Origin of the sequence: Sandarakinorhabdus cyanobacteriorum (assembly GCF_002251755.1) — a bacterium.
Classification (GTDB): Bacteria; Pseudomonadota; Alphaproteobacteria; order Sphingomonadales; family Sphingomonadaceae; genus Sandarakinorhabdus; species Sandarakinorhabdus cyanobacteriorum.
Window position 1 is genome coordinate 31,056 of the sequence record NZ_NOXT01000111.1, and the last position, 21,415, is coordinate 52,470.

Here is a 21,415-nt window from a genome sequence, read left to right on the forward strand (position 1 = left end):
ATCAGGCGGTTCCCACCAGTGCGGCGGCAAAATCCTGCGGCGTGAACGGCTGCAGATCGTCCATGCCTTCGCCCACGCCGATGGCATGGATGGGCAGGCCGAATTTCTCCGCCGCCGCCACCAGCATGCCGCCGCGCGCCGAACCATCCAGCTTGGTCATCACCAGCCCGGTGACGCCAGCCACCTGGCCAAACACCTCGATCTGATTGAGCGCATTCTGGCCGGTGGTGGCATCCAGCACCAGCAGCACATCATGCGGCGCGGCCGGATCAAGCTTGCCGATCACGCGCTTCACCTTGGCCAGTTCGTCCATCAGGCCGGTCTTGTTCTGCAGGCGGCCGGCGGTATCGATGATCAGCACATCAATGCCTTCGTCCATCGCCCGCTTCACCGCGTCAAAGGCCAGGCTGGCGGCATCGCCGCCCTGATCGCCGGCAACGATGGGCACACCCACCCGATCGGCCCAGATCTTCAACTGGGCGATGGCGGCGGCGCGGAACGTGTCGCCGGCGGCCAGCATCACCTGCTTGCCGTCCGCCTTGAACAGGCGGGCCAGCTTGGCGATCGTCGTCGTCTTGCCGCTGCCATTCACGCCGACCACCAGGATCACCTGGGGTTTGCGGATGATGGCCAGCGGGCGTGCCACCGGCGCCAATATCTGCGCGACCTCGTCGGCCACGACGGCGCGCACGCCATCATCGTCAATGCCCTTGGCATATTTCTGATCCGCCAGCCGCTCGCGGATGCGGGCGGCGACGCGCGGGCCGAGATCGGCGGCGATCAGGCCTTCCTCGATGGCGTCCAGCCGCTCCTCGTCCAGCGGCAGCGTGCCGGTGGCCAGGCCGGTGATGTTGTTGGCCAGCTTCTTCGTCGATTTCGACAGGCCTTCGGTCAGGCGGCCAAACCAGCTCATGCGTAACGCTCCAGATCCACCTGGCCGGTGAAGGCCACTTGTGCCGGCCCGGCGAGCAGAAGATGGCCATCGGCGCGCCGGGTCACCACCAGATCGCCGCCCGGCATCGTCACCTGCACCCGGTCTGCCAGCAGGCCGCGCCGCTGCCCGGCCGCCACCGCCGCCACGGCGCCCGTGCCGCAAGCCAGCGTCGCCCCGGCACCGCGTTCCCACACCCGGAGGATGATGGCTTCGCGCGACAATATCTGCATCACGCCCACATTCACCCGCTCGGGAAACACCGGGTCATGCTCGATCACCGGGCCGATTTCGGCCAGCGGCACCGCCCAGGCATCGGGCACCACGAAGACGGCATGGGGATTGCCGACAGACAGCGCCGCCGGATTGGCCAGGCCATTCCAGGCCAGGGGCAGGGCGCTTGTGTCCATCGCAAAGGCCAGCGGCACGGCCTGCCAGTCCCACTGCGGCGGGCCCATGTCCACCTCGGCCCCCTCGCTGCTGCCGATGCTTTCCAGCGCGCCGCCAGCGGTTTCGATGCGCTGATGCCCGCCGAGCAGCGTGGCGGCGGCCCGGCTGCCATTGCCGCACGCCGCCACCTCGCCGCCATCACTGTTCCAGAAGCGCAGGCGCACATCGGCAGTCGCGCTGGGCTCGATCAGGATCAGCTGGTCAAAACCGATGCCGGTGTGGCGGTTGGCAAGGCCGCGCACCTGCGCCGCGGACAGCGCCACAGGCGCCTCGCGGGCATCCAGCACCAGAAAATCATTGCCCAGGCCGTGCATCTTGATGAAGGGGCGCATCGCCATGGCGGCGGGTTAGCCGCTTATGGCCCCATCCGGCAAGTCATACTCACCGCGGATGACGGTGCGGGCGCGGCCAGCCAGCTGCACCCGGTCCCCGGTCAGCGTGCAGACCAGCCGGCCGCTGCGCGTGCTGGCCTGCAGTGCGGTGAAGCTGGCGCGCTGGAACCGCCGGGCCCAGAAGGGGGCAATCACGGCGTGAGCCGAACCGGTCACCGGGTCCTCGTCCACGCCGCAGGCCGGCACGAACACCCGACTGATCACATCGGTGGCCTCGCCGGGTGCGGTGGCGATCAGCATCAGGTCAACGCCCGGTGCGAGTGCGAGAATGGCGCGATAATCGGGGCGGAGCCCGCGCACATCATCGGGCAGATCAAACACCGCCACCAGATAATCCTCCCCGCGCGCCCAGACTTCGGCCGGGGTGGCACCCAGCGCGGCGGTGACGGCGGCGAGGCCGGCGCCGGTGACTGGCTGGGTGGCGGGCCAGGCCGGCAGGTCCAGCACCAGGCCATCCGTGCCGCGCGCAACGGTCAACAGGCCGGCCTTGCGGGTGCGGAAGCGCACCGCCGGCAGATCGGGCAGGGCCTCCAGCACGACATGGCCGCTGGCCAGGGTGGCATGGCCGCACAACGCAACCTCCAGCGCCGGCGTGAACCAGCGCAGCTCGAAATCCGCATCGGCAGCAGTGGCCGGCACCAGAAAGGCGGTTTCCGACAGATTATTGTCAGCCGCGATGCCCTGCAGCACGGCATCGGGCAACCAGCGATCCAGGAACATCACGGCGGCCGGGTTGCCGGTGAACGGGCCATCGGCAAAGGCATCCACCTGCGTGAGGCTGATGCGCATCAGGGATAGACCAGCCCGTGGGTCCAGCCATCGCCCGCGCGAAGATAGGCCTCACGCTCGTGCCAGCGGCCGTCGCGGGCCTGCCAATATTCGATGCGCGCCGGCATCACCCGCCAGCCGCTCCAGTGCGGCGGGCGCGGCACAACATCGGGAAACTGCCGGTCATAATCGGCCAGCCGGGCTTCGAAGGTGGCACGGTCGGGCAAGGGTGCGCTCTGCAGGCTGGCCCAGGCGCCGAGCTGGCTTTCGCGCGGCCGGGTGGCGAAATAGGCATCGGCTTCCGCTTCGATCACCAGCGCCGCCGTGCCGCCGATGCGCACCTGGCGCTGCAGCGACTTCCAGTGGAAGTTCAGGTGGACACGCGGGTTGGCGGCAATCTCGCGGCCCTTCTGGCTGGTGAGATTGGTGTAGAAGACAAAGCCGCGTTCATCCCAGGCCTTGAGCAGCACGACCCGCAGGCTCGGCGCACCATCGGCATCGGCGGTGGCCAGCGCCATGGCGTTGGGATCATTGGGCTCACTGGCTTGGGCCTCGGCGAACCAGTCGGCAAAGCGGGTGAAGGGAGCGTTGTGGGGCAGGATGGTCATGCGCACGGGTTAGCCGGCCAATGGCCCCCTGTCATCCTGCCATCACGCCGCGCACTTGATGCAGCGCGTTGCCGTGGGCAGGGAGGCGAGACGGGCCGGCGCGATATCAGCGCCGCAATTGCTGCACACGCCATAGTCGCCGGCGTCGATCCGCGCCAGCGCCGCCATGATCTGCTCGGCCTCGTGGATATGGGCAACCTCCAGCCCCTCGTTGGTGGCCAACGCCTCCAGATCGCCGACCTGATCGGCGAACTTGGGGGACAGCGGCTGGATGGTTTCCTGTTCCAACCGGGCGATTTCGGCCTGCAGTTCGGCGAGGCGGGTGCGCAGCGCGGCGGCGATCTGTTCGGTGGTCATGCCTTCTCTCCTTCCAGGATGGCGGCGATCTGATCGAGCAGCGCCAGCCGTTCCTTTTTCAGCGCTTCGGCGTGGGCATCGTCCATGGCCGGTGTAACGCCGGTTTCACTGCGGCGGATATCGTCATCCAGCGCGGCATAACGATCGGCGAGCAAGCGGAAATGGCGATCGGTCGCCTTCAGCGCCCGCAACCGCGGCGCATCGGCCGGAAACAGGTCTTGAAGATCATGCGGCAAGTGGCTCATGGCGTCCTCCCATTTGGATTGTTGCTTGCAATGTGGGCCTTGCCGGGCGGCTTGTGCATCGTGGGGAATGCGTAGGGCGCCACATTGCCTTCCTGTAACAATTATCGTAAGCGCCACCCGTTCAGGAGGCCCCCGCCATGATCCGTGTTTCCGCTCTTGCCATTGCCCTCATCGCCAGCCCGCTCGCGGCCCAGACAGCGCCCGCCCCGCCGGCCGGGATGCGCCCGCCGGCGCCCAAGGCGTGGACGTTGGGTATTGGCATTGCCCCGGTGGTCGCCCCGGCCTGGCAGGGCAGCCGTGATACTGCCCTGTCGATCTTCCCGGACGTTCGGCTGAACTATAAGGACAGCGTCTTCTTCTCGGTGCCCGACGGCCTGGGCTGGAACGCGGTGAACCAGGATGGCTGGAAGCTGGGCCCGCTGGCCAAGCTGCGCTTTGGCCGGCAGGAATCAACCGGCGGTTCGCCGTTCCTGGTCAGTGGTGGCTCGACGGCGTTGCGCGGCATGGGCGATGTTGATCTGGCCGGCGAATTCGGCGGCTTTGCCCAGAAAAGCCTGGTTGGCGGCAAGCTCAGGCTGCGGGCCGAGCTGCGCCAGGGTGCGGGCGGCCATGATGGTGTGGTGGCCGATACCAGCATCGGCTGGAACGACCGCAAGCGCGATGGCAGCCTGTTGTGGGGCATCACGGCCCGCGCCACCTGGGCCGACAGCGATTACACCAATGTCTATTTCGGCGTGAACCCGTTCCAGGCCCGCGGCACCGGCCTGCTGGTCAGCCGCACCGGCAGCGGCCTGGTCAGCGCCGGGGTGAGCGGCAATCTGATCAAGCCGCTGGGCCGATATGGCAAGCACGGCATCATCACCTTGTTCACCAGCTATGACCGGCTGGGTGATGTTGTGGCGGATTCCAGCCTGATCCGCCAGCGCGGCCAGCGCGACCAGATCGCGGTCGGTCTCAGCTATGGCTATCGCTTCAGCTGGAACTGAGCCGCCGCTTCAGGCCGCCGGCCGGTCGTTCCACAATGCCGGGAACAGCCGCTTGAACCCCTCCACCTTGGGGATATCGTTCCAGACGATATAGGGCTGCGTCGGGTGGGCGCGCAGATAATTCTGGTGGTAATCCTCCGCCGCATAGAAGGGTTTGGCGCCTTCGAATGTGGTGACGATCTTCGGCTTCCAGGTGCCGGCCTTTTCCAGCTGGGCAACATAGGCGCGGGCGATCCGCTCCTGCTCGGGGCTGCGCGGGAACAGGGCGGTGCGATATTGCGGGCCTTCATCCGGCCCTTGGCGGTTCAGCTGGGTGGGATCATGCGCCACCGAAAAGAACACCCGCAGCAGCGTGCCGTATGACACCACGGCCGGATCATAGGTGACCTCCACCGCCTCGGCATGGCCGGTGAGGCCGGAGCCGACGACCTGATAGACCGCCGTTGCCCGTGCACCGCCGGCATAACCCGAGACGGACGCGGTGACGCCCTTCACCCGTTCAAACACCGCCTCCACACCCCAGAAGCAGCCGCCGGCAAATACCGCCTTCTGCAGGCCGCCCTTGGCCAGCGGCGCATCCACGGCCGGCGCCGGGGCCAGCACCATGCGTTCGGCCGCCACCGCCGGAGAGGCCAGCAGCGCCAGGGCGATCAACAGCGGCTTCATGCGACTTTCCCCGGAACAAAGCTGAGCGACAGGCCATTGATGCAATAACGCAGGCCCGTGGGCCTTGGCCCATCATCGAACACATGGCCCTGGTGCCCGCCGCAGCGGCTGCAGTGCACTTCGGTGCGGACCATGAAATAGCTGGTGTCGCGCGTGGTGCCGATGGCCGCCTGGTTGATCGGCTGCCAGAAGCTCGGCCAGCCGGTGCCGCTGTCAAACTTGTGGGCCGAGCTGAACAGCGGCAGCGCGCAGCCGCGACAGACGAAGGTGCCGCTGCGATGCTCCTTGTTGAGCGCGGAGGTGAACGGCCGCTCCGTCGCCTCCTCGCGCAGCACGGCATAGGCATCGGCGCCCAGCCGGCGCTTCCACTCTTCCGGCGTGAAGCTGACAGCGAAGCGCCCGCCCTTGGCAAGCGCGGGCGTGGCACCCAGGAAGGCGGCGGCGGGCAGGGCGGAGACCAGCCCCAGAAGCGTGCGTCGATCCATCATGCCACCATATACGCACGGGTGATGTGAACCGTTACTTGCGGTTTTGCCGCAGCCAGGTCGCTCCCTGATTTTGCGCCAGCGCCACCAGATCCTCCATCACCACCTGCATGTCGATCAGGTGCAGGCCCCAGGCGGCGATGATCTGGCCGCCGATCATCACGTCGCCGTTGATCGTATCGGTGCGCGGATCGGCCGGATCGGCATTGATGCCGATGGACAGGACATTGGCATTGTCACGCGCCATGCACTCCCCGGTGAGCAGGCCGGGCAGCGCCACGAACGGGGTGTAGATGTTGCGGCCCTTGGCCCATTTCGGCACCGGCGTGCCATTGTCCACAATACCGGTGCGGTTGACCATCAGCGGCCGCAGCGTGGCGCGACCACCGGCCAGCGCCGCCGGATTGGTGCAGGCCACGGCCATTCCGGCCGGCGCAGATGCAGGCGGGCGGCCAAACAGGCTGGCCGGCGGGACTGCCATCGTGTCGCGGAAGCTGACCCAGGCCAGGGCACAGCCGGTCTGATCGGCAGCGCGGCACAGCGGGGTGGCCTTGAAATCCCCGCCCACATCGGCGCCCTGCGGCACCAGCACATTGGTGCCGGCCAGATAGGCGGCAATCATCTGCCGGGCCACCGGCTTGCCTTCGATTTCGTTGGCGATCAGCGCCTTCAAGACGCCGCTGCCCTGGCTGTGACCGATCAGGGCGACGCCGCGCCCCTTGTTGTCGTGCTTCAGATAATCGTCCCACGCCGCCTTCACATCGGCATAGGCCATGGCCCGGTCACCCCCGTCACCCTTGCCCATCAGCCGGTCGCGCAGCGCCGCCAGCGTGACCTGGCGGTAGAGCGGCGCGAACAGGCGGCAGGCCTGGCGGAACGGTGTGGCCTGGGCGAGCGCCACCGTCTTTTCCGCCGGATCGGCCACCATGTCGCTGTTGGGCCCCGGATCGGTCGACACGGTGGGATAGACGTAGAAACAGTCGATCTTCGGCTTCTTCGCCGCCGGCAGTATGTCGAGGGTGACGACGGCATCAGCGGCGACGCGGCTGACACTGGCATCGCCGCTGCACGGATCGGCGGCACCGGGACGGCACAGCCAGCTTTCCGGCTTGCGGTAATCCGGCGCTTCGGCGGCGACGACCGGGGCGGCGAGCAGGGCGAGGAGGGGAAGAAGGGGGAGCTTCATCGTTTTGTCCTTATTGATGGCCCCTCCGTCGCCTTCGGCGCCACCTCCCCATTCAAAGAATGGGGAGGACCTTGAAGCACGAATCCTCCCCAAACTTGTTTGGGGAGGTGGCGCCGCAGGCGACGGAGGGGCCTTTGGCCTTATTTCCACCCATCCTTCAGCACCGGCGACTCCTCTTCGCCCATTTGTTCCAGCACGGCGATGATGCGGTCGCGGCCCACGTCCTTCTCCGCCCAGAACATCGGGCCGCCGCGATAGACCGGCCAGCCATAGCCGTTGATCCAGACGATATCGATGTCGCTGGCGCGCTGGGCCTTGCCTTCGGCGAGGATGCGGGCGCCTTCGTTCACCATCGGGAACAGGCAGCGTTCCAGGATTTCCTGATCGTCGATGGTGCGGCGGTTGATGCCCTTTTCGGCGGCATAGGCATCGATGATGGCCAGCGCCTCCGGATTGGGCGTGCGGTTGCGCTGCTCGTCATAGACGTAAAAGCCCTTGCCGTTCTTCTGGCCGCGCAGGCCCGCTTCACAGAGGCGATCGCGCACGGTTTCGCCCTTCGACGTTTCCGCATTCCAGCCAATGTCGAGGCCGGCGAGATCGCTCATCTGGAACGGGCCCATCGGGAAGCCGAAATCGGTCAGCACGCGGTCGATATCGGCCGGTGCGGCGCCTTCCAGCATCAAGAGATTGGCCTGTTGCTGGCGGCGGGCCAGCATGCGGTTGCCGATGAAACCATGACACACACCGGCGACAACCGCGATCTTGCCGGTGGCCTTGCCAATGGCCATTGCGGTGGCGAGGACCTGAGGATCGGTCTTGGCACCGCGCACGACCTCCAGCAGGCGCATCACATTCGCCGGCGAGAAATAATGCATGCCGAGCACATATTCCGGGCGGTTGGTGGCCGACGCAATCTCGTCCACATCCAGATAGGAGGTGTTGCTGGCCAGGATGGCGCCGGGCTTGGCGATCTTGTCCAGCTTGCCGAAAATATCCTTCTTAATGGCCATATTCTCGAACACGGCCTCGATGATGAGGTCGCAATCGGCGAGGTCTTCCAGGTTCAGTGACGGGGTGAGGCGGCCCATGCGCGCTTCGACCTCGCTCTGCGGGAAGCGGCCCTTGTCGGCGCTGTTCTGGTAATTCTTGCGGATGATGCCAACACCGCGGGTCAGCGCCTCTTCCTTCATCTCGACGATGGTGACGGGGATGCCGACACTGAGGAAGTTCATCGAAATGCCGCCGCCCATGGTGCCGGCGCCGATCACGCCAACCTTCTTCACCGGCAGCGGTTGCACATCGGCGGGCAGCCCATCGATCTTGGCGGCAGCGCGCTCGGCGAAGAAGACATGGCGCTGGGCGGCCGATTGCAGGCCGGTCATCAGCTTCATGAACTCGGTGCGCTCCACCTTCAGGCCTTCGTCAAAGGGCAGGGCGACCGCGGCTTCGATACACTTGATATTGGCTTCCGGCGCTTCGAAGCCCTTGAAGGCCTTGGCGTTCTTCGCCCTGAACTCGGCAAAGAAGGGGGCCAGGCTGGCCGCGTCGCCGCCCAGCTTGCTGGCATCGTCGCGCACCTTCTTCAGCGGGCGGCCTTCCGCCACGACCCGGCGGGCAAAGGCGATGGCGCCAGCGGTCAGGTCGCCATCCACCACCTCATCAACCAGGCCGGTGGCCAGCGCGTCCTTCGCGCCCATCTGGGCGCCGCTGGTCACCATTTCGGTGGCCTTTTTCGCGCCAACGATGCGCGGCAGGCGCTGGGTGCCGCCGGCGCCGGGCAGCAGGCCCAGCTTCACCTCCGGCAGGCCGAACTTGGCCTTGGCGTCGCTGACCCGGTAATGCGCGCACAGCGCCACTTCAAGGCCGCCGCCCAGCGCGGTGCCGTGGATGGCAGCGATCACCGGCACCGGGGCCGATTCCATCGCATCCTGCACCGCCGGCAGGGACGCGCCACGCGGCGGCTTGCCGAATTCGCTGATGTCGGCCCCGGCGATGAAGGTGCGGCCAGCGCACGCCAGCACGGCGGCCTTCACGGCTGAATCGGCGGCAATCGCGGCAAAGGCACCGGCAAGGCCATCGCGCACATCGGCCGACAGCGCGTTCACCGGCGGCGAATTGACCGTGACGACGGCGATCTCGCCATCCTTCGAAAGATCGACAACCTGGTTGATCGCGGCCATGACACTCCCCTTTGATGTGAATTTTCCGGCAGGCTAGCAGCAGTTTGGTGACATTGCAGCCTTGTGGATAGGCTAGTGTTTGCATAAAGTTCGCGCCATGGCCGTGAAGCTCAGCCTGAAAGAGATGCTCGTGCGCTCTGCGCTGCCGGTCGGCTGCGTGGTGGTGGCCGGCTATTTCGCCTGGCACGCCGTCTCGGGGCCGACCGGCTTTGCCGCCTGGCACGATTATCAGGCGCAGCGTGCCAAACTGGAACAGGCGGTGCAGAACAGCCATGAACAGCGCGCGGCGCTGCAGCAGCGGCTGGTGTTGCTGGATCCGCGCCATGTCGATCCCGATCTGGCCGATGAACTGGTGCGCAAGAACCTGGACATGGTGCGGCCTGATGAGGTGATCGTGCCGCTGCCGCCGGAACCTGCTGCGGCCAATTGAAATCTCGGCCGAATTGGCCGCTGGTAACCATTGAGGTTCACGGGCCGAATTGTGTGCTTGTGGGCGGCGCCTGCGACATTTTATACCGGGGCGTCCTCAAGGGAGAAGGGTGACCATCTTGGCACGCAGCACAGGCCGCAAGGCCGCATCCGCACCGGCCGTTCCCAATTGGCCGCGCCCTGACGAACCGGAACGGTTCGTCGCCAGCAAAGAGCAGCTGCTCGACATGTATCGCCAGATGGTGCTGATCCGCCGCTTTGAGGAGCGGGCGGGCCAGCTTTATGGCATGGGCCAGATCGGCGGTTTTTGCCACCTCTATATCGGCCAGGAGGCCGTGGTGGTGGGCATGCAGGCCGAACTGGTGCGCGGCGACAGCATCATCACCGGGTATCGCGACCATGGCCACATGCTGGCCTGTGGCATCGATGCCAAGGCGGTGATGGCGGAATTGACCGGCCGCGCCGCCGGCATCAGCCGCGGCAAGGGCGGCTCGATGCACATGTTCTCGGTCGAGCACGGGTTTTTCGGCGGCCATGGTATTGTGGCCGCCCAGGTGCCGCTGGGCGCCGGGCTGGGCTTTGCCCACAAATACAAGAATGATGGCCATATCGCCGTGACCTATTTCGGCGATGGCGCGGCCAACCAGGGCCAGGTTTACGAGGCCTTCAACATGGCCGAGCTGTGGAAGCTGCCGGTGATCTTCGTCATCGAGAACAACCAATATGCCATGGGCACATCGGTGAACCGCGCCAGTTCCGAAGACCAGCTCTATCGCCGGGGCGAAAGCTTCCGCGTGCCTGGCCTGCAGGTGGACGGCATGGATGTGCTGGCGGTGCGCGGCGCGGCGAAAACGGCCATCGAATGGGTGCGCGCCGGCAACGGGCCGCTGCTGATGGAAATGAAGACCTATCGCTATCGCGGCCATTCGATGAGCGACCCGGCCAAATATCGCAGCCGCGAGGAAGTGCAGGCGATGCGCGAGAAAAGCGACCCGATCGAGGGGTTGAAGAATGAAATCCTGGACGGCGGTTTTGCCGATGAAGCGGCCTTGAAGGCCATCGACCGGGCGGTGCGTGATGAGGTGGCCGAAAGCGCCGATTTCGCGCTGGAGGCGCCCGAACCCGCCCTGTCCGAACTCCACACCGACGTGCTGCTGGGAACCTACTGATGCCGCAGATTCTTCTCCCGGCCATGTCGCCCACCATGGAAGAGGGCACGCTGGCCAAATGGCTGGTGGCCGTGGGCGATGTGGTGAAGCCCGGCGACGTGATTGCCGAGATTGAAACCGACAAGGCGACCATGGAACTGGAGGCCGATGATGGCGGCACCGTCACCGCGCTGCTGGTGGCGGCCGGCAGCGACGGGGTTAAGGTGGGCACGCCGATCATCGTGATTGCCGGCGAGGATGAAGCAGCTGCCCCCGCGCCTGCCCCCGCGCCTGAAGTTGCCCCGGCGGCCGTTGCTGCGCCGGCGCCTGTGTCCGCGCCGGCGGCAGCGCCGGCCCCGGTTCAAGTGGCGGTGACTGCGCCCGAAACTGCCAGCGGCCCGACCCGCCGCCAGACGGTGCGCGAAGCGCTGCGCGATGCCATGGCGGAGGAAATGCGCGCCGATGGCGCTGTGTTCGTGATGGGCGAGGAGGTCGCCGAATATCAGGGCGCCTACAAGGTGACGCAGGGCCTGCTCGATGAATTCGGACCGGCCCGTGTCATCGACACGCCGATCACCGAATATGGGTTTGCCGGCCTGGGCACGGGCGCGGCGATGGGCGGGCTGAAGCCGATCGTCGAGTTCATGACCTTCAACTTCGCCATGCAGGCGATCGATCACATCATCAATTCGGCCGCCAAGACGCTGTACATGTCGGGCGGTCAGATGCGCTGCCCGATCGTGTTCCGCGGGCCCAACGGCGCCGCCAGCCGTGTTGCGGCCCAGCACAGCCAGAATTATGGCCCCTGGTATGCCAGCGTGCCCGGTCTGGTGGTGATCGCGCCTTATGATGCCGCCGATGCCAAGGGCCTGTTGAAGGCGGCCATCCGCAGCCCCGATCCGGTGGTGTTCCTGGAGAATGAGCTGCTCTACGGCCAGAGCTTTGACGTGCCGGAGGGTGAGCATGTCGTACCGATCGGCAAGGCCCGCATCATGCGCGCCGGCCACCATGTCACGCTGGTCAGCTATTCGATTGGCGTCGGCGTGGCGTTGCAGGCGGCGGCCACATTGGCGGCTGAAGGCATCGAGGCCGAAGTCATCGATCTCAGGACCCTGCGCCCGCTCGACAAGGCGACCGTGCTGGCATCCTTGAAGAAGACCAACCGGCTGGTGGTGGTGGAGGAGGGCTGGCCCACCTGTTCCATCGCGTCGGAAATCATGGCCATCTGCATGGAAGACGGGTTTGACGATCTGGATGCGCCGGTGCTGCGCGTCACCAACGTCGATGTGCCGCTGCCCTATGCCGCCAATCTGGAAAAGGCCGCGCTGGTGAAGGCTGATGATGTCGTCACCGCCGCGCGCCGCGTGTGTTACCGGTGAAGCATATGCAAACCCGCATCGCCGTGATGATCGACGGCAGCTATTTCAACCGCGTGTCGAACTTCTACAAGTTTGAACATAACGCCGCGCGGCGGCTATCGCTGTCGGGCCTGATGGAATTCATCCGCGTCGCCACCGCCGACATGGAAGATGTGTCGCGCAGCCGGGCGCGCGTGGTGGAGGCGCATTATTTCCGCGGCCGTTACACCGTGCGCGATCTGGAAGACCGGGCCCGCAGCGCCAATTTCGTCGAGGAATCGCTGCGCAACGACCGCGTGTTCGATCAGATCCTCGCCGCCAGCAACATCACCCCGCACTTCACCCGCATCGACACCAACAGCGAGCCGCCCAAGGAACAGGGCATCGATGTCTGGCTGGCGCTGGAGGCGTTCGATCTGGCCGTGTCTGACCGCTGCGACGTGGTGGCGCTGGTGGCTGGCGATGGCGATTTCGTGCCGCTGGTGAAGAAGATCAACGCCATCGGCAAGCGCGCCCTGGTCGTCGCTTGGGGCATGAAATCCGAACAGGGCGCCGAAGTGCGCTATTCCGGCGCGCTAGCCGGTGCCGCCGCCTATTTCCTCGACATGGCCGACCTGATCGACAATCCGGACGACGACGAACAGCGCGCCCTGGTTGATCAGCTTTTTGTGGACAATTGATATGGCAATCGATGTGACCATGCCCGCCCTGTCGCCCACCATGGAGGTGGGGACGTTGGCCAAGTGGCATGTGAAGCCCGGCGATGTGGTGAAATCCGGCGACATCATCGCCGAGATCGAGACCGACAAGGCCACCATGGAGGTGGAGGCCGTGGACGAGGGTACGGTGATCGAGATTGCCGTGCCGGAAGGCCTGGAGAATGTGCCGGTGGGCACGGTGATCCTGCGGCTGGCTGGCGAGGGCGAGAGCAGCGCGCCGCCGCCGAAGCCAGTGCCCGTGGCCGCGCCTGCCCCTGCAGCAGTGCCGGTTGCGCCTGCGGCCCCAGCCGCCCCCGCTCCATCTGCAACGCCATCGGGCGACCGCATCATCGCCAGCCCGCTCGCCCGCCGCATCGCGGAGCTGCAGGGCGTTGATCTGGCCACGGTGGCCGGCAGTGGCCCGCGCGGGCGGATCGTGCGCGCCGATGTAGAAGCCGCGGCCGGCAAGCCCGCCGTGGCGGCGCCCGTTGCGCCAGCGCCCAGCCCCGTTCCGGCCGAACCGGTTGCCCCCCGCGCGCCTGCGCCAGCTGCCCCGGTCACCAGCGATATCCCGCACAGCGTGGAAAAGCTGGGCAATGTGCGCAAGGTCATCGCCCGCCGCCTCACCGAGGCCAAGCAGTCGATTCCGCACATTTATCTCACCCTCGACGTCGAACTGGACGCGCTGCTGAAGCTGCGCGGCGAGCTCAACAAGGCGCTGGAACCGCGCGGCATCAAGGTCAGCGTCAACGATCTCGTCATCAAGGCGCTGGCGCTGGGCCTTCGCCAAGTGCCCAAGTGCAATGTCTCGTTCGCGGGCGAAAATCTGCTGGTCTATGAGCGCGCCGACATCTCGGTCGCCGTCGCCGCGCCGTCGGGCCTGATCACCCCCATCATCACGGGCGCAGATGGCAAGGCGGTCAGCCAGATTGCGGCCGAAATGAAGGCGCTCGCCGAAAAGGCCCGCGCCGGCAAGCTGCAGCCGCACGAATATCAGGGCGGCACGGCCAGCCTGTCCAACCTCGGCATGTTCGGCATCAAGCAGTTCGAAGCGGTGATCAACCCGCCGCAGGCGATGATCCTGGCCGTGGGCGCCGGTGAAAAGCGCGCGGTGGTCAAGGGCGACGCGCTCGCCATCGCCACGGTGATGACCATCACCGGCAGCTTCGACCACCGCGCCATCGATGGCGCGGATGGGGCCGAACTGATGAGCGCGGTGAAGGCGCTGATCGAGAACCCGTTGGGGCTGGTGGCGTGACGCGATCAAGCGCTGGGCTGTGGCTTTCCCGGCTGGGATCGGTCGTATTCATTCTTTTGTCGGCGGGCGCAGTAATGTCTGTCACAGGCAATGACACACTGGGCTACGACAAGTTCGGTTCGGACTTTCGCTGGGCAGCCGGGATAGCGCTGGTTGGCCTTCTGGCCGCTGCTATCGCGTGGAAAGTTCGGGTCGTCGGCTGGATCGGCATTGCTATGGGGCTTGGCTTCGCTTTGCTCATTGCATCAATGCGTGACCAATACAGAAATGGTCCCGGCCCAGACCAAGTAACCGTGACCCTACCAGCACACGAGTAAAGCAGATGACCACCTCGCATGATCTCGTCATCCTCGGCTCCGGCCCTGGCGGCTATGTCGCCGCCATCCGCGCGGCGCAGCTTGGCCTGAAGGTCGCCATCGTCGAGCGCGAGCGGCTGGGCGGCATCTGTCTCAATTGGGGCTGCATTCCGACCAAGGCGCTGCTGCGCACCAGCGAAATCTATCATTATATCACCCACGCCGATGCCTATGGGCTGTCGGTGGAAAAGCCGTCGTTTGACCTCAAGAAGGTCACCGACCGGTCCCGCAAGGTGGCGGCGCAGCTGAACAGTGGCGTCAAATCGCTGATGAAGAAGAACAGGATCGAGGAGGTGGAAGGGCAGGGGCGGCTGACCGGGGCGACCAGCGTTTCCGTCACCACGGCGAATGGCGAGCGGGTGCTCAGCGCCAAGAATGTCATCGTCGCCACCGGCGCCCGCGCCCGCGATCTGCCGGGCGTGGCGGCGGACGGCAACCGCGTCTGGACCTATCGCCACGCCATGGTGCCGCCAGCCATGCCGACCAAGCTGCTGGTGATCGGATCGGGTGCGATCGGCATCGAATTCGCCAGCTTCTACAGCGACATGGGCGCAAAGGTGACCGTGGTGGAGATGCTCGACCGCATCCTGCCGGTGGAGGATGAGGAGGTTTCAGCCTTTGCCCAGAAGGCGCTGACCAAGCAGGGCCTGACCATCGTCACTGCTGCCAAGGTGAGCGACGTGACGCCGGGCCCCGATGGCGTGACGGCCACCATCACCACCGCCGATGGCAAGGCGACGACCGATCAATACAGCCATGTGATTGTTGCCATCGGCATCGTGCCAAACACGGAAAATATCGGGCTGGAAGGCTTAAGCGTCGTCACCAACCGCGGCCATATCGTGACGGACAGCATGTGCCGCACCAACGTCCCCGGCCTTTATGCCATTGGCGATGTCACCGGCCCGCCATGGCTGGCGCACAAGGCCAGCCATGAAGGCATCATCGCGGTGGAGCATATCGCTGGCGGCCACCCGCATGCGATGGACGTGAGCCGCATTCCGGGCTGCACCTATGCCCGGCCGCAGGTGGCCAGCATCGGCCTGACCGAAGCCAAGGCCAAGGCCGCCGGCCACAATGTGCGCGTCGGCAAATTCCCCTTCATCGGCAATGGCAAGGCCATCGCGCTGGGGGAGGCGGAAGGCTTTGTGAAGACGGTGTTTGATGCCACCACCGGGCAGTTGCTGGGCGCCCACATGGTTGGCGCCGAGGTGACCGAGCTCATCCAGGGCTATGCCATCGCCATGGGGCTGGAAACGACGGAGGCGGAGCTGATGCACACCATCTTCCCGCACCCGACGCTTTCGGAAATGATGCACGAAAGCGTGCTCGACGCCTATGGCCGGGCGCTGCATTTCTGATGCCCATGCTGGCCGCCCTGATCGTGGCGGCCAGCGGAACCGCTGCGTTGATGCCGCCGGGGTGGAGCGTGTCCTGCCCGCCGAGGCGGCAGCCTGACGAGATTGTGGTCTGCGCGAATCGCGAACCGCCGCCGTCGCCCTATCGGGCACCGTTGCCGGTGCGGCGCGAATTCGGCGCGCGCGGCACACTCAGCGTCTCGAACGAACGCAACCGCCTGCTTGGGCCTGATGTCGGCACCGCTGGCACCTGTTCCGGAACCTGGGGCTCGGGCGGGGCCTTCGGGTGCAAATACAACGAGTTCAAGGCCAATGTGAACCAGGCGGCCGGGTCGCGCGATCCGCGCGGCCGGGTTTATGAGGCCAAGCCCTGAATACGCCTGCGGCAGCCTGCCGCACCCAAAGATGACAGAAGGGCAATGTTTGGCCCTTGCATACAAGACCGTTCTTATCTTAAACCCCGCTTATCGGTTGGCCACCGCGGTAACTGCCCTTACCGCCGGCCTGTCCGGCACGGGCGCAGCCATCACTCCCCCCTGTTTGTGATGTCTGCGCCCGTTTCCGTGTTCAGACGGCCTTCAACTGGCCCGGCACCTGCACCGGCTCCGACTCCCAGTCCACCGACAATGCTTCGAACTTGCCCGTGTCGTGGTTCAGCACGCGCAGCACGCCTTCAGCGATATCGAACAGCGCACCTTGCAGGTGGAGTTCGCCCCTGGCTTCGGCGGCGGCGATGAACGGGAAGCTGCGCAGATTGTCGATCGACAGGCGGATCGAGGCCAATTCCAGCGCGCTGCAGGCATCGATATCGGGCGAAAGCTGGGCAGCCGCCCGGATCGTGTCGCGGGCCGGGGCAATCTGGCTCATCCAGCGGTTGATGAAGCCGCCCTCGCCGGGCTGGGCATTGTCGAACGTGCCTTCCAGGCTGGCCTTGATGCCGCCACAGCGGGCATGGCCCAGCACCAGGATATGATGCACCTTCAACTGGGTAACGGCATATTCGATCGCGGCCGACGTGCTGTGCTGGCCATGGGTGGGATCGGGATCGAAGTGCGGCACCAGATTGGCGACATTGCGCACCACGAACATCTGGCCCGGCTCGGTGTCGAAAATCCGCGTCGGGTCCACCCGGCTGTCGGAACAGCTGATCACCAGCACGCCGGGGGCCTGGCCCTTGTCGGCCAGGGCGTCATAGCGGCGGCGCTGTTCCTGGTAAGCACCGGTGCGGAACCGGCGATAGCCTTCCAGAAGGGCTTTGAATTCAGGCATGGTTTTCCCCTGTTTCTGCACTGATTGCGCGCCATGCTAAACCGTTATGGCTGCACCGTCATCCGCCATGGTTGGCATTGGTCGCAACAGCCGCTAATCCTGCCGCATGAGCGAGCCAGTCCTTGATCTGCCCACCACTCCGTCTGGCCTTCCGCGCAAGCCGGACTGGATCCGCGTGAAGGCGCCAACCAGCAAGGCCTATAACGAGACGCGCGCGCTGATGCGCAGTCTCAAGCTCAACACCGTGTGCGAGGAGGCGGCCTGCCCCAATATCGGGGAGTGCTGGAGCCAGAAGCACGCGACGGTGATGATCCTGGGCGACACCTGCACCCGGGCCTGCGCCTTCTGCAACGTCAAGACCGGCATGCCGGGCAAGGTGGACGCGGCCGAACCCGGCCATGTGGCCGAAGCCGCGGCGCGCATGGGGCTGCAGCATATCGTCATCACCTCGGTTGACCGGGATGATCTGCCCGATGGCGGCGCCAGCCAGTTCGTGAAGGTGATCAGCGAATTGCGCCGGCAGACGCCGGAGACCACGATCGAGATCCTGACCCCCGATTTCCGCAACAAGATGGACCGGGCAGTGGAGATGATCGTTGAGGCCGGGCCGGATGTGTATAACCACAATCTGGAAACCGTGCCGCGCCTGTATCCCACGATCCGGCCGGGCGCGCGCTATTATCATTCGCTGCGCTTGCTGGACAAGGTGAAGCAACTGAGCCCGACCATCTTCACCAAATCCGGCCTGATGGTGGGGCTGGGCGAAACGCCGCTGGAACTGCACCAGGTGTTTGACGACATGCGCTCGGCCGGGGTCGATTTCCTAACCGTTGGCCAATATCTGCAGCCGACGCCGCGCCACGCGAAGGTGATGGAGTTCGTGACGCCAGCAACGTTCAACACCTATGCCGCCGTGGCGCGTTCCAAGGGTTTCCTGCTGGTTGCCGCCTCGCCGCTCACCCGCTCCTCCTATCACGCGGGCCGGGATTTTGCCGAAATGCAGGCGCGGCGAAAGGCGCAGGCGGCAGGGACCGGCAGCGCCGCTAAGCGGAGCTGATGCCCAAGCACCGCGAAGTCAGAACCCTGGCCTGGTCGGCCACCGAGATGTTCGATCTGGTGGCCGATGTTCGCCGCTATGGCGAATTCCTGCCCTGGGTGCAGGGCATGCGGGTTGGCCCGCCACAGGCACTGCCCGATGGCAAGACCGTGCTGGTGGCCGACATGGTGGTGGGTTTTCGCATGATCCGCGAGAAGTTCACCAGCCGGGTGACGCTGGACCGGCCGGCCCATGTGCATGTCGACTATCTCGATGGGCCGATGAAATATCTGTTCAACGACTGGACCTTCCGCGACCGGCCGGGCGGCGGCTGCGAGATTGATTTTGCCGTGGATTTCCAGTTCCGCAACCGCGCCTTCGAAGCGCTGGCCGGCATGTTCTTCACCGAAGCCTTTGAAAAGATGGTGGCCGCCTTTGTGGCGCGGGCGGAGGCGCTGTACGGGCCCAGGGGTTGAAATAGGTTAGGGCTTGAGCAGGTTCAGCGCCACCAGCGCTGCCTGGCGCCGCACTTCGGCACGGCCGAGATCGCCGAACTGTCGGGTATCGGCCACCACGCTTTCCGGATCCTGCCCGCGCAGCGCCCGGGCGAACACCACCATGCCCACCGGCTTGCCCGGCGTGGCGCCGCCGGGACCGGCGATGCCGGTGATCGACACGGCGATATCGGCCGGGCTGTGGGCCAGAACGCCCTGCGCCATCGCCCAGGCGGTGGCCGGCGAAACGGCGCCAAAGGTGGCGAGCACATCCTCCGACACGCCGAGCAATTCCATCTTGGCCTCGTTGGAATAGGTGACAAAGCCGCGATCAAACACGTCGGACGAGCCAGGGATTTCGGTGAGCGCGGCGGCGACCAGCCCCCCGGTGCAGCTTTCGGCCACGGCAATGCGGCGGCCCAGGGCCCGGTTTGCCGCCAGCACCTGCTCGGCCAGCGTGACCAGTTCGGCGTCCATCCCGCTCATTTCGGAAGTCGCACGCTGGCCATGGCCTGGGCGGCAATGCCCTCCTGCCGGCCGGTGAAGCCAAGTTTTTCGGTGGTGGTCGCCTTCACGCTGACCCGGTCGATGGCAAGCCCGAGGATTTCGGCCATGCGCGCGCGCATCGCCTCCCGGTGCGGGCCGATCTTGGGCCGCTCGCAGATCAGCGTCACATCCACATGGTCGATGATGCCGCCGCGTTCGCGCACCAGCTGGGCGGCGTGGGCGAGAAACTGATCAGACGCGGCGCCGCGCCAGCGTTCGTCGCTGGGCGGGAAATGATCGCCAATGTCACCGGCGGCGATGGTGCCCAACAATGCATCGGTGAGGGCATGGAGGCCGGCATCGGCATCGCTGTGGCCCACCAGGCCGGCATCATGCGGGATTTTCACCCCGCACAGCCAGACATTATCGCCGGGGCCGAAACGGTGCACATCAAAGCCGGACGCGGCGCGGGAGGAATAGACGGTCATGGCCTCGGCTTTGGCAAAATCATGCGGCTCCGTCACCTTGAAAGCGCGTTCGTCGCCCGGCGTGATGACAACCGCGAGGCCGGCGGCGAGCGCGATGGCAACCTCGTCCGTCTGCCCCGGCGCGGCGGCACGGTGGGCAGCGAGGATGGCCGGGAAGCGGAAGGCCTGCGGGGTCTGCACGCGCCACAGATTGTCGCGATCGACACTGCCGGAAAAGCGACCGTCGGCGCCGCGGCGCAGGCTGTCCACCTGGGGCAGGGCGGGGCAGGCACCCTCCACCGCCGGATCAGCAAAGGCGGCGATCAGCGCATCGATCACCGCGGCCGGCACAAAGGCACGGGCGGCATCATGCACCAGCACGACATCGGGGGGATCAGCGGCCAGCGCCTCCAGCCCGGCGCGCACGCTGTCCTGCCGTGTGGCACCGCCGGCAACCGGAGGGGGCAGGACCAGGCCGGCGACGGATGTTTCATACAGCGCGCGGCATTCGGGATTGATCACCACCGTGACGCTGGTGATGCCGGGATGGTTCAACAGGCCGGTCACGGCGTGGCGCAGCAGGGGTTGCCCGGACACGTCACGATATTGCTTGGGCATGCCACCGCCGGCCCGGATGCCGGCACCAGCCGCGACGATAAGGGCACTGATGCGCATGATGCGGGCACATATCGGGCCTTCGCCTTGTGGAAAAGGGCCAATCTGCGCTATGGCCCCGCCACAATGAGCCTGCTTGCCCCTATCCAGATCGGCCCGAACCGCATCGATATTCCGGTGATCCTGGCACCGATGACCGGCGTGACCGACATGCCGTTCCGCACGCTGGTGCGCCGCTTTGGTGCAGGGCTGACCGTGACCGAGATGATCGCATCGGAAGCGATGATCCGCGAAACACGGCAGAGCATCCAGAAGGCGGCCTGGCACCCATCGGAAGAGCCGGTTTCCATGCAGTTGGCCGGCTGCGAGCCGCAGCGCATGGCCGAAGCCGCCAAGCTCAATGAGCAGAAGGGCGCTGCCATCATCGATATCAACATGGGCTGCCCGGTGAAGAAGGTGGTGAACGGCCATGCCGGATCCAGCCTGATGCGCGACCTGCCGCTGGCCTCCCAGTTGATCCGTGCCACCGTGAAGGCGGTAAAGCTGCCGGTGACGCTGAAGATGCGCATGGGCTGGGATCATAACAGCCTCAATGCCCCGGAACTTGCCCGCATTGCCGAGGGTGAGGGCATCCAGCTGATCACCGTGCACGGCCGCACCCGCTGCCAGCTATACAGCGGCACCGCCGATTGGGCCTTTGTGCGCAACGTGAAGAATGCCGTGCAACTGCCTGTGATCGTGAATGGAGACATTTGTTCCATCGACGATGCCAGGGCGGCGCTGGCCCAGAGCGGGGCCGATGGCGTGATGATCGGGCGTGGTGCCTATGGCAAGCCGTGGCTGCTGGCGCAGGTGATGGCAGCGCTGACCGGGCGGGATGTGCCGGCCGATCCCAGCCTTGCCGAACAACATGCACTGGTGAAGGAACATTATGCCCTGATGCTCGAGCTTTATGGCGAGTTGAACGGCGTCAACCTCGCCCGCAAGCATCTGGGCTGGTACACCAAGGGCCTGCACGACAGTGCCCAGTTCCGCAACGCGGTGAACGAGGTGACCAGCAGCGCCACCGTGCTGGCGATGATCGACCGGTTTTACGACAATCTTCTGGCGGCACCGCCGGCAACGCTGGAGCGCGCGGCCTGACGGCCTGTCGCATTGCTGCAACGGTGCAGCGTATCACTGTGTTCCC

Annotated in this window: 24 protein-coding genes; 11 read left to right on the forward strand and 13 right to left on the reverse strand. The window is 65.9% G+C overall.

Annotated features, from left to right (window positions below; all coding sequences use genetic code 11):
* Position 1: 1 nt before the first annotated feature.
* The 6 genes from ftsY to CHU93_RS09590 are packed head-to-tail and all read right to left on the reverse strand — an operon-like array spanning position 2 to position 3,751.
* Complete coding sequence (gene ftsY / locus CHU93_RS09565) at positions 2–913, reverse strand: signal recognition particle-docking protein FtsY (protein WP_094473852.1); 912 nt, start codon at positions 911–913, stop codon at positions 2–4.
* Positions 910–1,713: a diaminopimelate epimerase gene (gene dapF / locus CHU93_RS09570; protein ID WP_094473886.1), complete on the reverse strand. Its 804-nt coding sequence runs from the start codon at positions 1,711–1,713 to the stop codon at positions 910–912. The genes ftsY and dapF overlap by 4 nt, the downstream gene beginning before the upstream one ends.
* Before the next feature lie 15 nt (positions 1,714–1,728).
* Entirely contained in the window at positions 1,729–2,562 is an 834-nt protein-coding gene (locus CHU93_RS09575) for a PhzF family phenazine biosynthesis protein (RefSeq protein ID WP_094473853.1), read from the reverse strand.
* The gene (gene pdxH, locus CHU93_RS09580; RefSeq protein WP_094473854.1) at positions 2,562–3,149 is read right to left on the reverse strand and encodes a pyridoxamine 5'-phosphate oxidase; all 588 of its coding nucleotides are present in this window, start codon (positions 3,147–3,149) and stop codon (positions 2,562–2,564) included. The genes CHU93_RS09575 and pdxH overlap by 1 nt, the downstream gene beginning before the upstream one ends.
* A gap of 42 nt (positions 3,150–3,191) precedes the next feature.
* Entirely contained in the window at positions 3,192–3,506 is a 315-nt protein-coding gene (locus CHU93_RS09585) for a TraR/DksA family transcriptional regulator (protein ID WP_094473855.1), read from the reverse strand.
* The gene (locus CHU93_RS09590; protein WP_094473856.1) at positions 3,503–3,751 is read right to left on the reverse strand and encodes an HP1242/YdcH family protein; all 249 of its coding nucleotides are present in this window, start codon (positions 3,749–3,751) and stop codon (positions 3,503–3,505) included. Before CHU93_RS09590 ends, CHU93_RS09585 begins: the two co-directional genes overlap by 4 nt.
* 137 nt (positions 3,752–3,888) lie before the next feature.
* Here CHU93_RS09590 and CHU93_RS09595 point away from each other — a divergent pair, with 137 nt between their 5' ends.
* Complete coding sequence (locus tag CHU93_RS09595; RefSeq protein WP_094473857.1) at positions 3,889–4,737, forward strand: MipA/OmpV family protein; 849 nt, start codon at positions 3,889–3,891, stop codon at positions 4,735–4,737.
* 9 nt (positions 4,738–4,746) lie between these two features.
* Here CHU93_RS09595 and msrA read toward each other — a convergent pair whose 3' ends face one another.
* The 4 genes from msrA to CHU93_RS09615 all read right to left on the reverse strand — a co-directional run bounded on the left by msrA (position 4,747) and on the right by CHU93_RS09615 (position 9,254).
* On the reverse strand, positions 4,747–5,403 hold the full coding sequence (gene msrA, locus CHU93_RS09600) for a peptide-methionine (S)-S-oxide reductase MsrA (protein WP_094473858.1): 657 nt from the start codon (positions 5,401–5,403) through the stop codon (positions 4,747–4,749).
* Positions 5,400–5,891, reverse strand: a complete 492-nt coding sequence (gene msrB / locus CHU93_RS09605) for a peptide-methionine (R)-S-oxide reductase MsrB (protein WP_094473859.1) — start codon at positions 5,889–5,891, stop codon at positions 5,400–5,402. The genes msrA and msrB overlap by 4 nt, the downstream gene beginning before the upstream one ends.
* Positions 5,892–5,922: 31 nt before the next feature.
* Positions 5,923–7,074: a DUF3089 domain-containing protein gene (locus CHU93_RS09610; RefSeq protein ID WP_094473860.1), complete on the reverse strand. Its 1,152-nt coding sequence runs from the start codon at positions 7,072–7,074 to the stop codon at positions 5,923–5,925.
* A 140-nt stretch (positions 7,075–7,214) separates the two neighbouring features.
* A complete protein-coding gene (locus CHU93_RS09615; protein WP_094473861.1) occupies positions 7,215–9,254 on the reverse strand; it encodes a 3-hydroxyacyl-CoA dehydrogenase NAD-binding domain-containing protein in 2,040 nt (679 codons plus the stop codon).
* A gap of 97 nt (positions 9,255–9,351) precedes the next feature.
* Between CHU93_RS09615 and CHU93_RS09620 the strand changes: the two genes are divergently transcribed.
* The 7 genes from CHU93_RS09620 to CHU93_RS09655 all read left to right on the forward strand — a co-directional run bounded on the left by CHU93_RS09620 (position 9,352) and on the right by CHU93_RS09655 (position 16,233).
* Entirely contained in the window at positions 9,352–9,684 is a 333-nt protein-coding gene (locus CHU93_RS09620; protein ID WP_086116241.1) for an FtsB family cell division protein, read from the forward strand.
* A 109-nt stretch (positions 9,685–9,793) separates the two neighbouring features.
* Positions 9,794–10,852 (forward strand): pyruvate dehydrogenase (acetyl-transferring) E1 component subunit alpha, encoded by a 1,059-nt coding sequence (gene pdhA / locus CHU93_RS09625; protein ID WP_423825900.1) that lies wholly within the window; start codon positions 9,794–9,796, stop codon positions 10,850–10,852.
* Positions 10,852–12,210 carry a pyruvate dehydrogenase complex E1 component subunit beta gene (locus CHU93_RS09630; protein ID WP_423825901.1) on the forward strand — a complete coding sequence of 453 codons (1,359 nt, stop codon included), beginning with the start codon at positions 10,852–10,854 and terminating at the stop codon, positions 12,208–12,210. Before pdhA ends, CHU93_RS09630 begins: the two co-directional genes overlap by 1 nt.
* A 5-nt stretch (positions 12,211–12,215) precedes the next feature.
* Positions 12,216–12,869 carry an NYN domain-containing protein gene (locus tag CHU93_RS09635; protein WP_133064369.1) on the forward strand — a complete coding sequence of 218 codons (654 nt, stop codon included), beginning with the start codon at positions 12,216–12,218 and terminating at the stop codon, positions 12,867–12,869.
* A gap of 1 nt (position 12,870) precedes the next feature.
* Positions 12,871–14,145 carry a pyruvate dehydrogenase complex dihydrolipoamide acetyltransferase gene (locus CHU93_RS09640; protein WP_094473864.1) on the forward strand — a complete coding sequence of 425 codons (1,275 nt, stop codon included), beginning with the start codon at positions 12,871–12,873 and terminating at the stop codon, positions 14,143–14,145.
* A 322-nt stretch (positions 14,146–14,467) separates the two neighbouring features.
* The gene (lpdA, locus tag CHU93_RS09650; RefSeq protein WP_094473866.1) at positions 14,468–15,862 is read left to right on the forward strand and encodes a dihydrolipoyl dehydrogenase; all 1,395 of its coding nucleotides are present in this window, start codon (positions 14,468–14,470) and stop codon (positions 15,860–15,862) included.
* Positions 15,863–15,867: 5 nt separating this feature from the next.
* A complete protein-coding gene (locus tag CHU93_RS09655) occupies positions 15,868–16,233 on the forward strand; it encodes a hypothetical protein (RefSeq protein ID WP_133064370.1) in 366 nt (121 codons plus the stop codon).
* A 193-nt stretch (positions 16,234–16,426) separates the two neighbouring features.
* Here CHU93_RS09655 and CHU93_RS09660 read toward each other — a convergent pair whose 3' ends face one another.
* Positions 16,427–17,128 (reverse strand): carbonic anhydrase, encoded by a 702-nt coding sequence (locus CHU93_RS09660; RefSeq protein WP_094473868.1) that lies wholly within the window; start codon positions 17,126–17,128, stop codon positions 16,427–16,429.
* Positions 17,129–17,234: 106 nt separating this feature from the next.
* On the opposite strand from CHU93_RS09660, the gene lipA reads away from it, so the two are divergent.
* On the forward strand, positions 17,235–18,185 hold the full coding sequence (gene lipA, locus CHU93_RS09665; RefSeq protein ID WP_094473869.1) for a lipoyl synthase: 951 nt from the start codon (positions 17,235–17,237) through the stop codon (positions 18,183–18,185).
* Positions 18,185–18,640, forward strand: coding sequence for a type II toxin-antitoxin system RatA family toxin (locus CHU93_RS09670; RefSeq protein ID WP_086116250.1), 456 nt, complete (start codon positions 18,185–18,187; stop codon positions 18,638–18,640). Before lipA ends, CHU93_RS09670 begins: the two co-directional genes overlap by 1 nt.
* A gap of 6 nt (positions 18,641–18,646) precedes the next feature.
* On the opposite strand, the gene CHU93_RS09675 is transcribed toward CHU93_RS09670, so the two are convergent.
* Together CHU93_RS09675 and CHU93_RS09680 are read right to left on the reverse strand one after the other, a co-directional pair.
* Positions 18,647–19,144, reverse strand: coding sequence for a CinA family protein (locus tag CHU93_RS09675; protein ID WP_423825902.1), 498 nt, complete (start codon positions 19,142–19,144; stop codon positions 18,647–18,649).
* Positions 19,141–20,286, reverse strand: coding sequence for a bifunctional 2-C-methyl-D-erythritol 4-phosphate cytidylyltransferase/2-C-methyl-D-erythritol 2,4-cyclodiphosphate synthase (locus CHU93_RS09680; RefSeq protein WP_094473870.1), 1,146 nt, complete (start codon positions 20,284–20,286; stop codon positions 19,141–19,143). Before CHU93_RS09680 ends, CHU93_RS09675 begins: the two co-directional genes overlap by 4 nt.
* Before the next feature lie 66 nt (positions 20,287–20,352).
* On the opposite strand from CHU93_RS09680, the gene dusB reads away from it, so the two are divergent.
* Positions 20,353–21,369, forward strand: a complete 1,017-nt coding sequence (gene dusB, locus CHU93_RS09685) for a tRNA dihydrouridine synthase DusB (protein WP_094473888.1) — start codon at positions 20,353–20,355, stop codon at positions 21,367–21,369.
* Positions 21,370–21,415: the final 46 nt, after the last annotated feature.

Coding starts and splice junctions, on each gene's coding strand:
- ftsY (WP_094473852.1), bottom strand. CDS start 913: ATGAGCTGGTTTGGCCGCCTGACCGAAGGCCTGTCGAAATCGACGAAG.
- dapF (WP_094473886.1), bottom strand. CDS start 1,713: ATGCGCCCCTTCATCAAGATGCACGGCCTGGGCAATGATTTTCTGGTG.
- CHU93_RS09575 (WP_094473853.1), bottom strand. CDS start 2,562: ATGCGCATCAGCCTCACGCAGGTGGATGCCTTTGCCGATGGCCCGTTC.
- pdxH (WP_094473854.1), bottom strand. CDS start 3,149: ATGACCATCCTGCCCCACAACGCTCCCTTCACCCGCTTTGCCGACTGG.
- CHU93_RS09585 (WP_094473855.1), bottom strand. CDS start 3,506: ATGACCACCGAACAGATCGCCGCCGCGCTGCGCACCCGCCTCGCCGAA.
- CHU93_RS09590 (WP_094473856.1), bottom strand. CDS start 3,751: ATGAGCCACTTGCCGCATGATCTTCAAGACCTGTTTCCGGCCGATGCG.
- CHU93_RS09595 (WP_094473857.1), top strand. CDS start 3,889: ATGATCCGTGTTTCCGCTCTTGCCATTGCCCTCATCGCCAGCCCGCTC.
- msrA (WP_094473858.1), bottom strand. CDS start 5,403: ATGAAGCCGCTGTTGATCGCCCTGGCGCTGCTGGCCTCTCCGGCGGTG.
- msrB (WP_094473859.1), bottom strand. CDS start 5,891: ATGATGGATCGACGCACGCTTCTGGGGCTGGTCTCCGCCCTGCCCGCC.
- CHU93_RS09610 (WP_094473860.1), bottom strand. CDS start 7,074: ATGAAGCTCCCCCTTCTTCCCCTCCTCGCCCTGCTCGCCGCCCCGGTC.
- CHU93_RS09615 (WP_094473861.1), bottom strand. CDS start 9,254: ATGGCCGCGATCAACCAGGTTGTCGATCTTTCGAAGGATGGCGAGATC.
- CHU93_RS09620 (WP_086116241.1), top strand. CDS start 9,352: ATGGCCGTGAAGCTCAGCCTGAAAGAGATGCTCGTGCGCTCTGCGCTG.
- CHU93_RS09630 (WP_423825901.1), top strand. CDS start 10,852: ATGCCGCAGATTCTTCTCCCGGCCATGTCGCCCACCATGGAAGAGGGC.
- CHU93_RS09635 (WP_133064369.1), top strand. CDS start 12,216: ATGCAAACCCGCATCGCCGTGATGATCGACGGCAGCTATTTCAACCGC.
- CHU93_RS09640 (WP_094473864.1), top strand. CDS start 12,871: ATGGCAATCGATGTGACCATGCCCGCCCTGTCGCCCACCATGGAGGTG.
- lpdA (WP_094473866.1), top strand. CDS start 14,468: ATGACCACCTCGCATGATCTCGTCATCCTCGGCTCCGGCCCTGGCGGC.
- CHU93_RS09655 (WP_133064370.1), top strand. CDS start 15,868: ATGCTGGCCGCCCTGATCGTGGCGGCCAGCGGAACCGCTGCGTTGATG.
- CHU93_RS09660 (WP_094473868.1), bottom strand. CDS start 17,128: ATGCCTGAATTCAAAGCCCTTCTGGAAGGCTATCGCCGGTTCCGCACC.
- lipA (WP_094473869.1), top strand. CDS start 17,235: ATGAGCGAGCCAGTCCTTGATCTGCCCACCACTCCGTCTGGCCTTCCG.
- CHU93_RS09670 (WP_086116250.1), top strand. CDS start 18,185: ATGCCCAAGCACCGCGAAGTCAGAACCCTGGCCTGGTCGGCCACCGAG.
- CHU93_RS09675 (WP_423825902.1), bottom strand. CDS start 19,144: ATGAGCGGGATGGACGCCGAACTGGTCACGCTGGCCGAGCAGGTGCTG.
- CHU93_RS09680 (WP_094473870.1), bottom strand. CDS start 20,286: ATGCGCATCAGTGCCCTTATCGTCGCGGCTGGTGCCGGCATCCGGGCC.
- dusB (WP_094473888.1), top strand. CDS start 20,353: ATGAGCCTGCTTGCCCCTATCCAGATCGGCCCGAACCGCATCGATATT.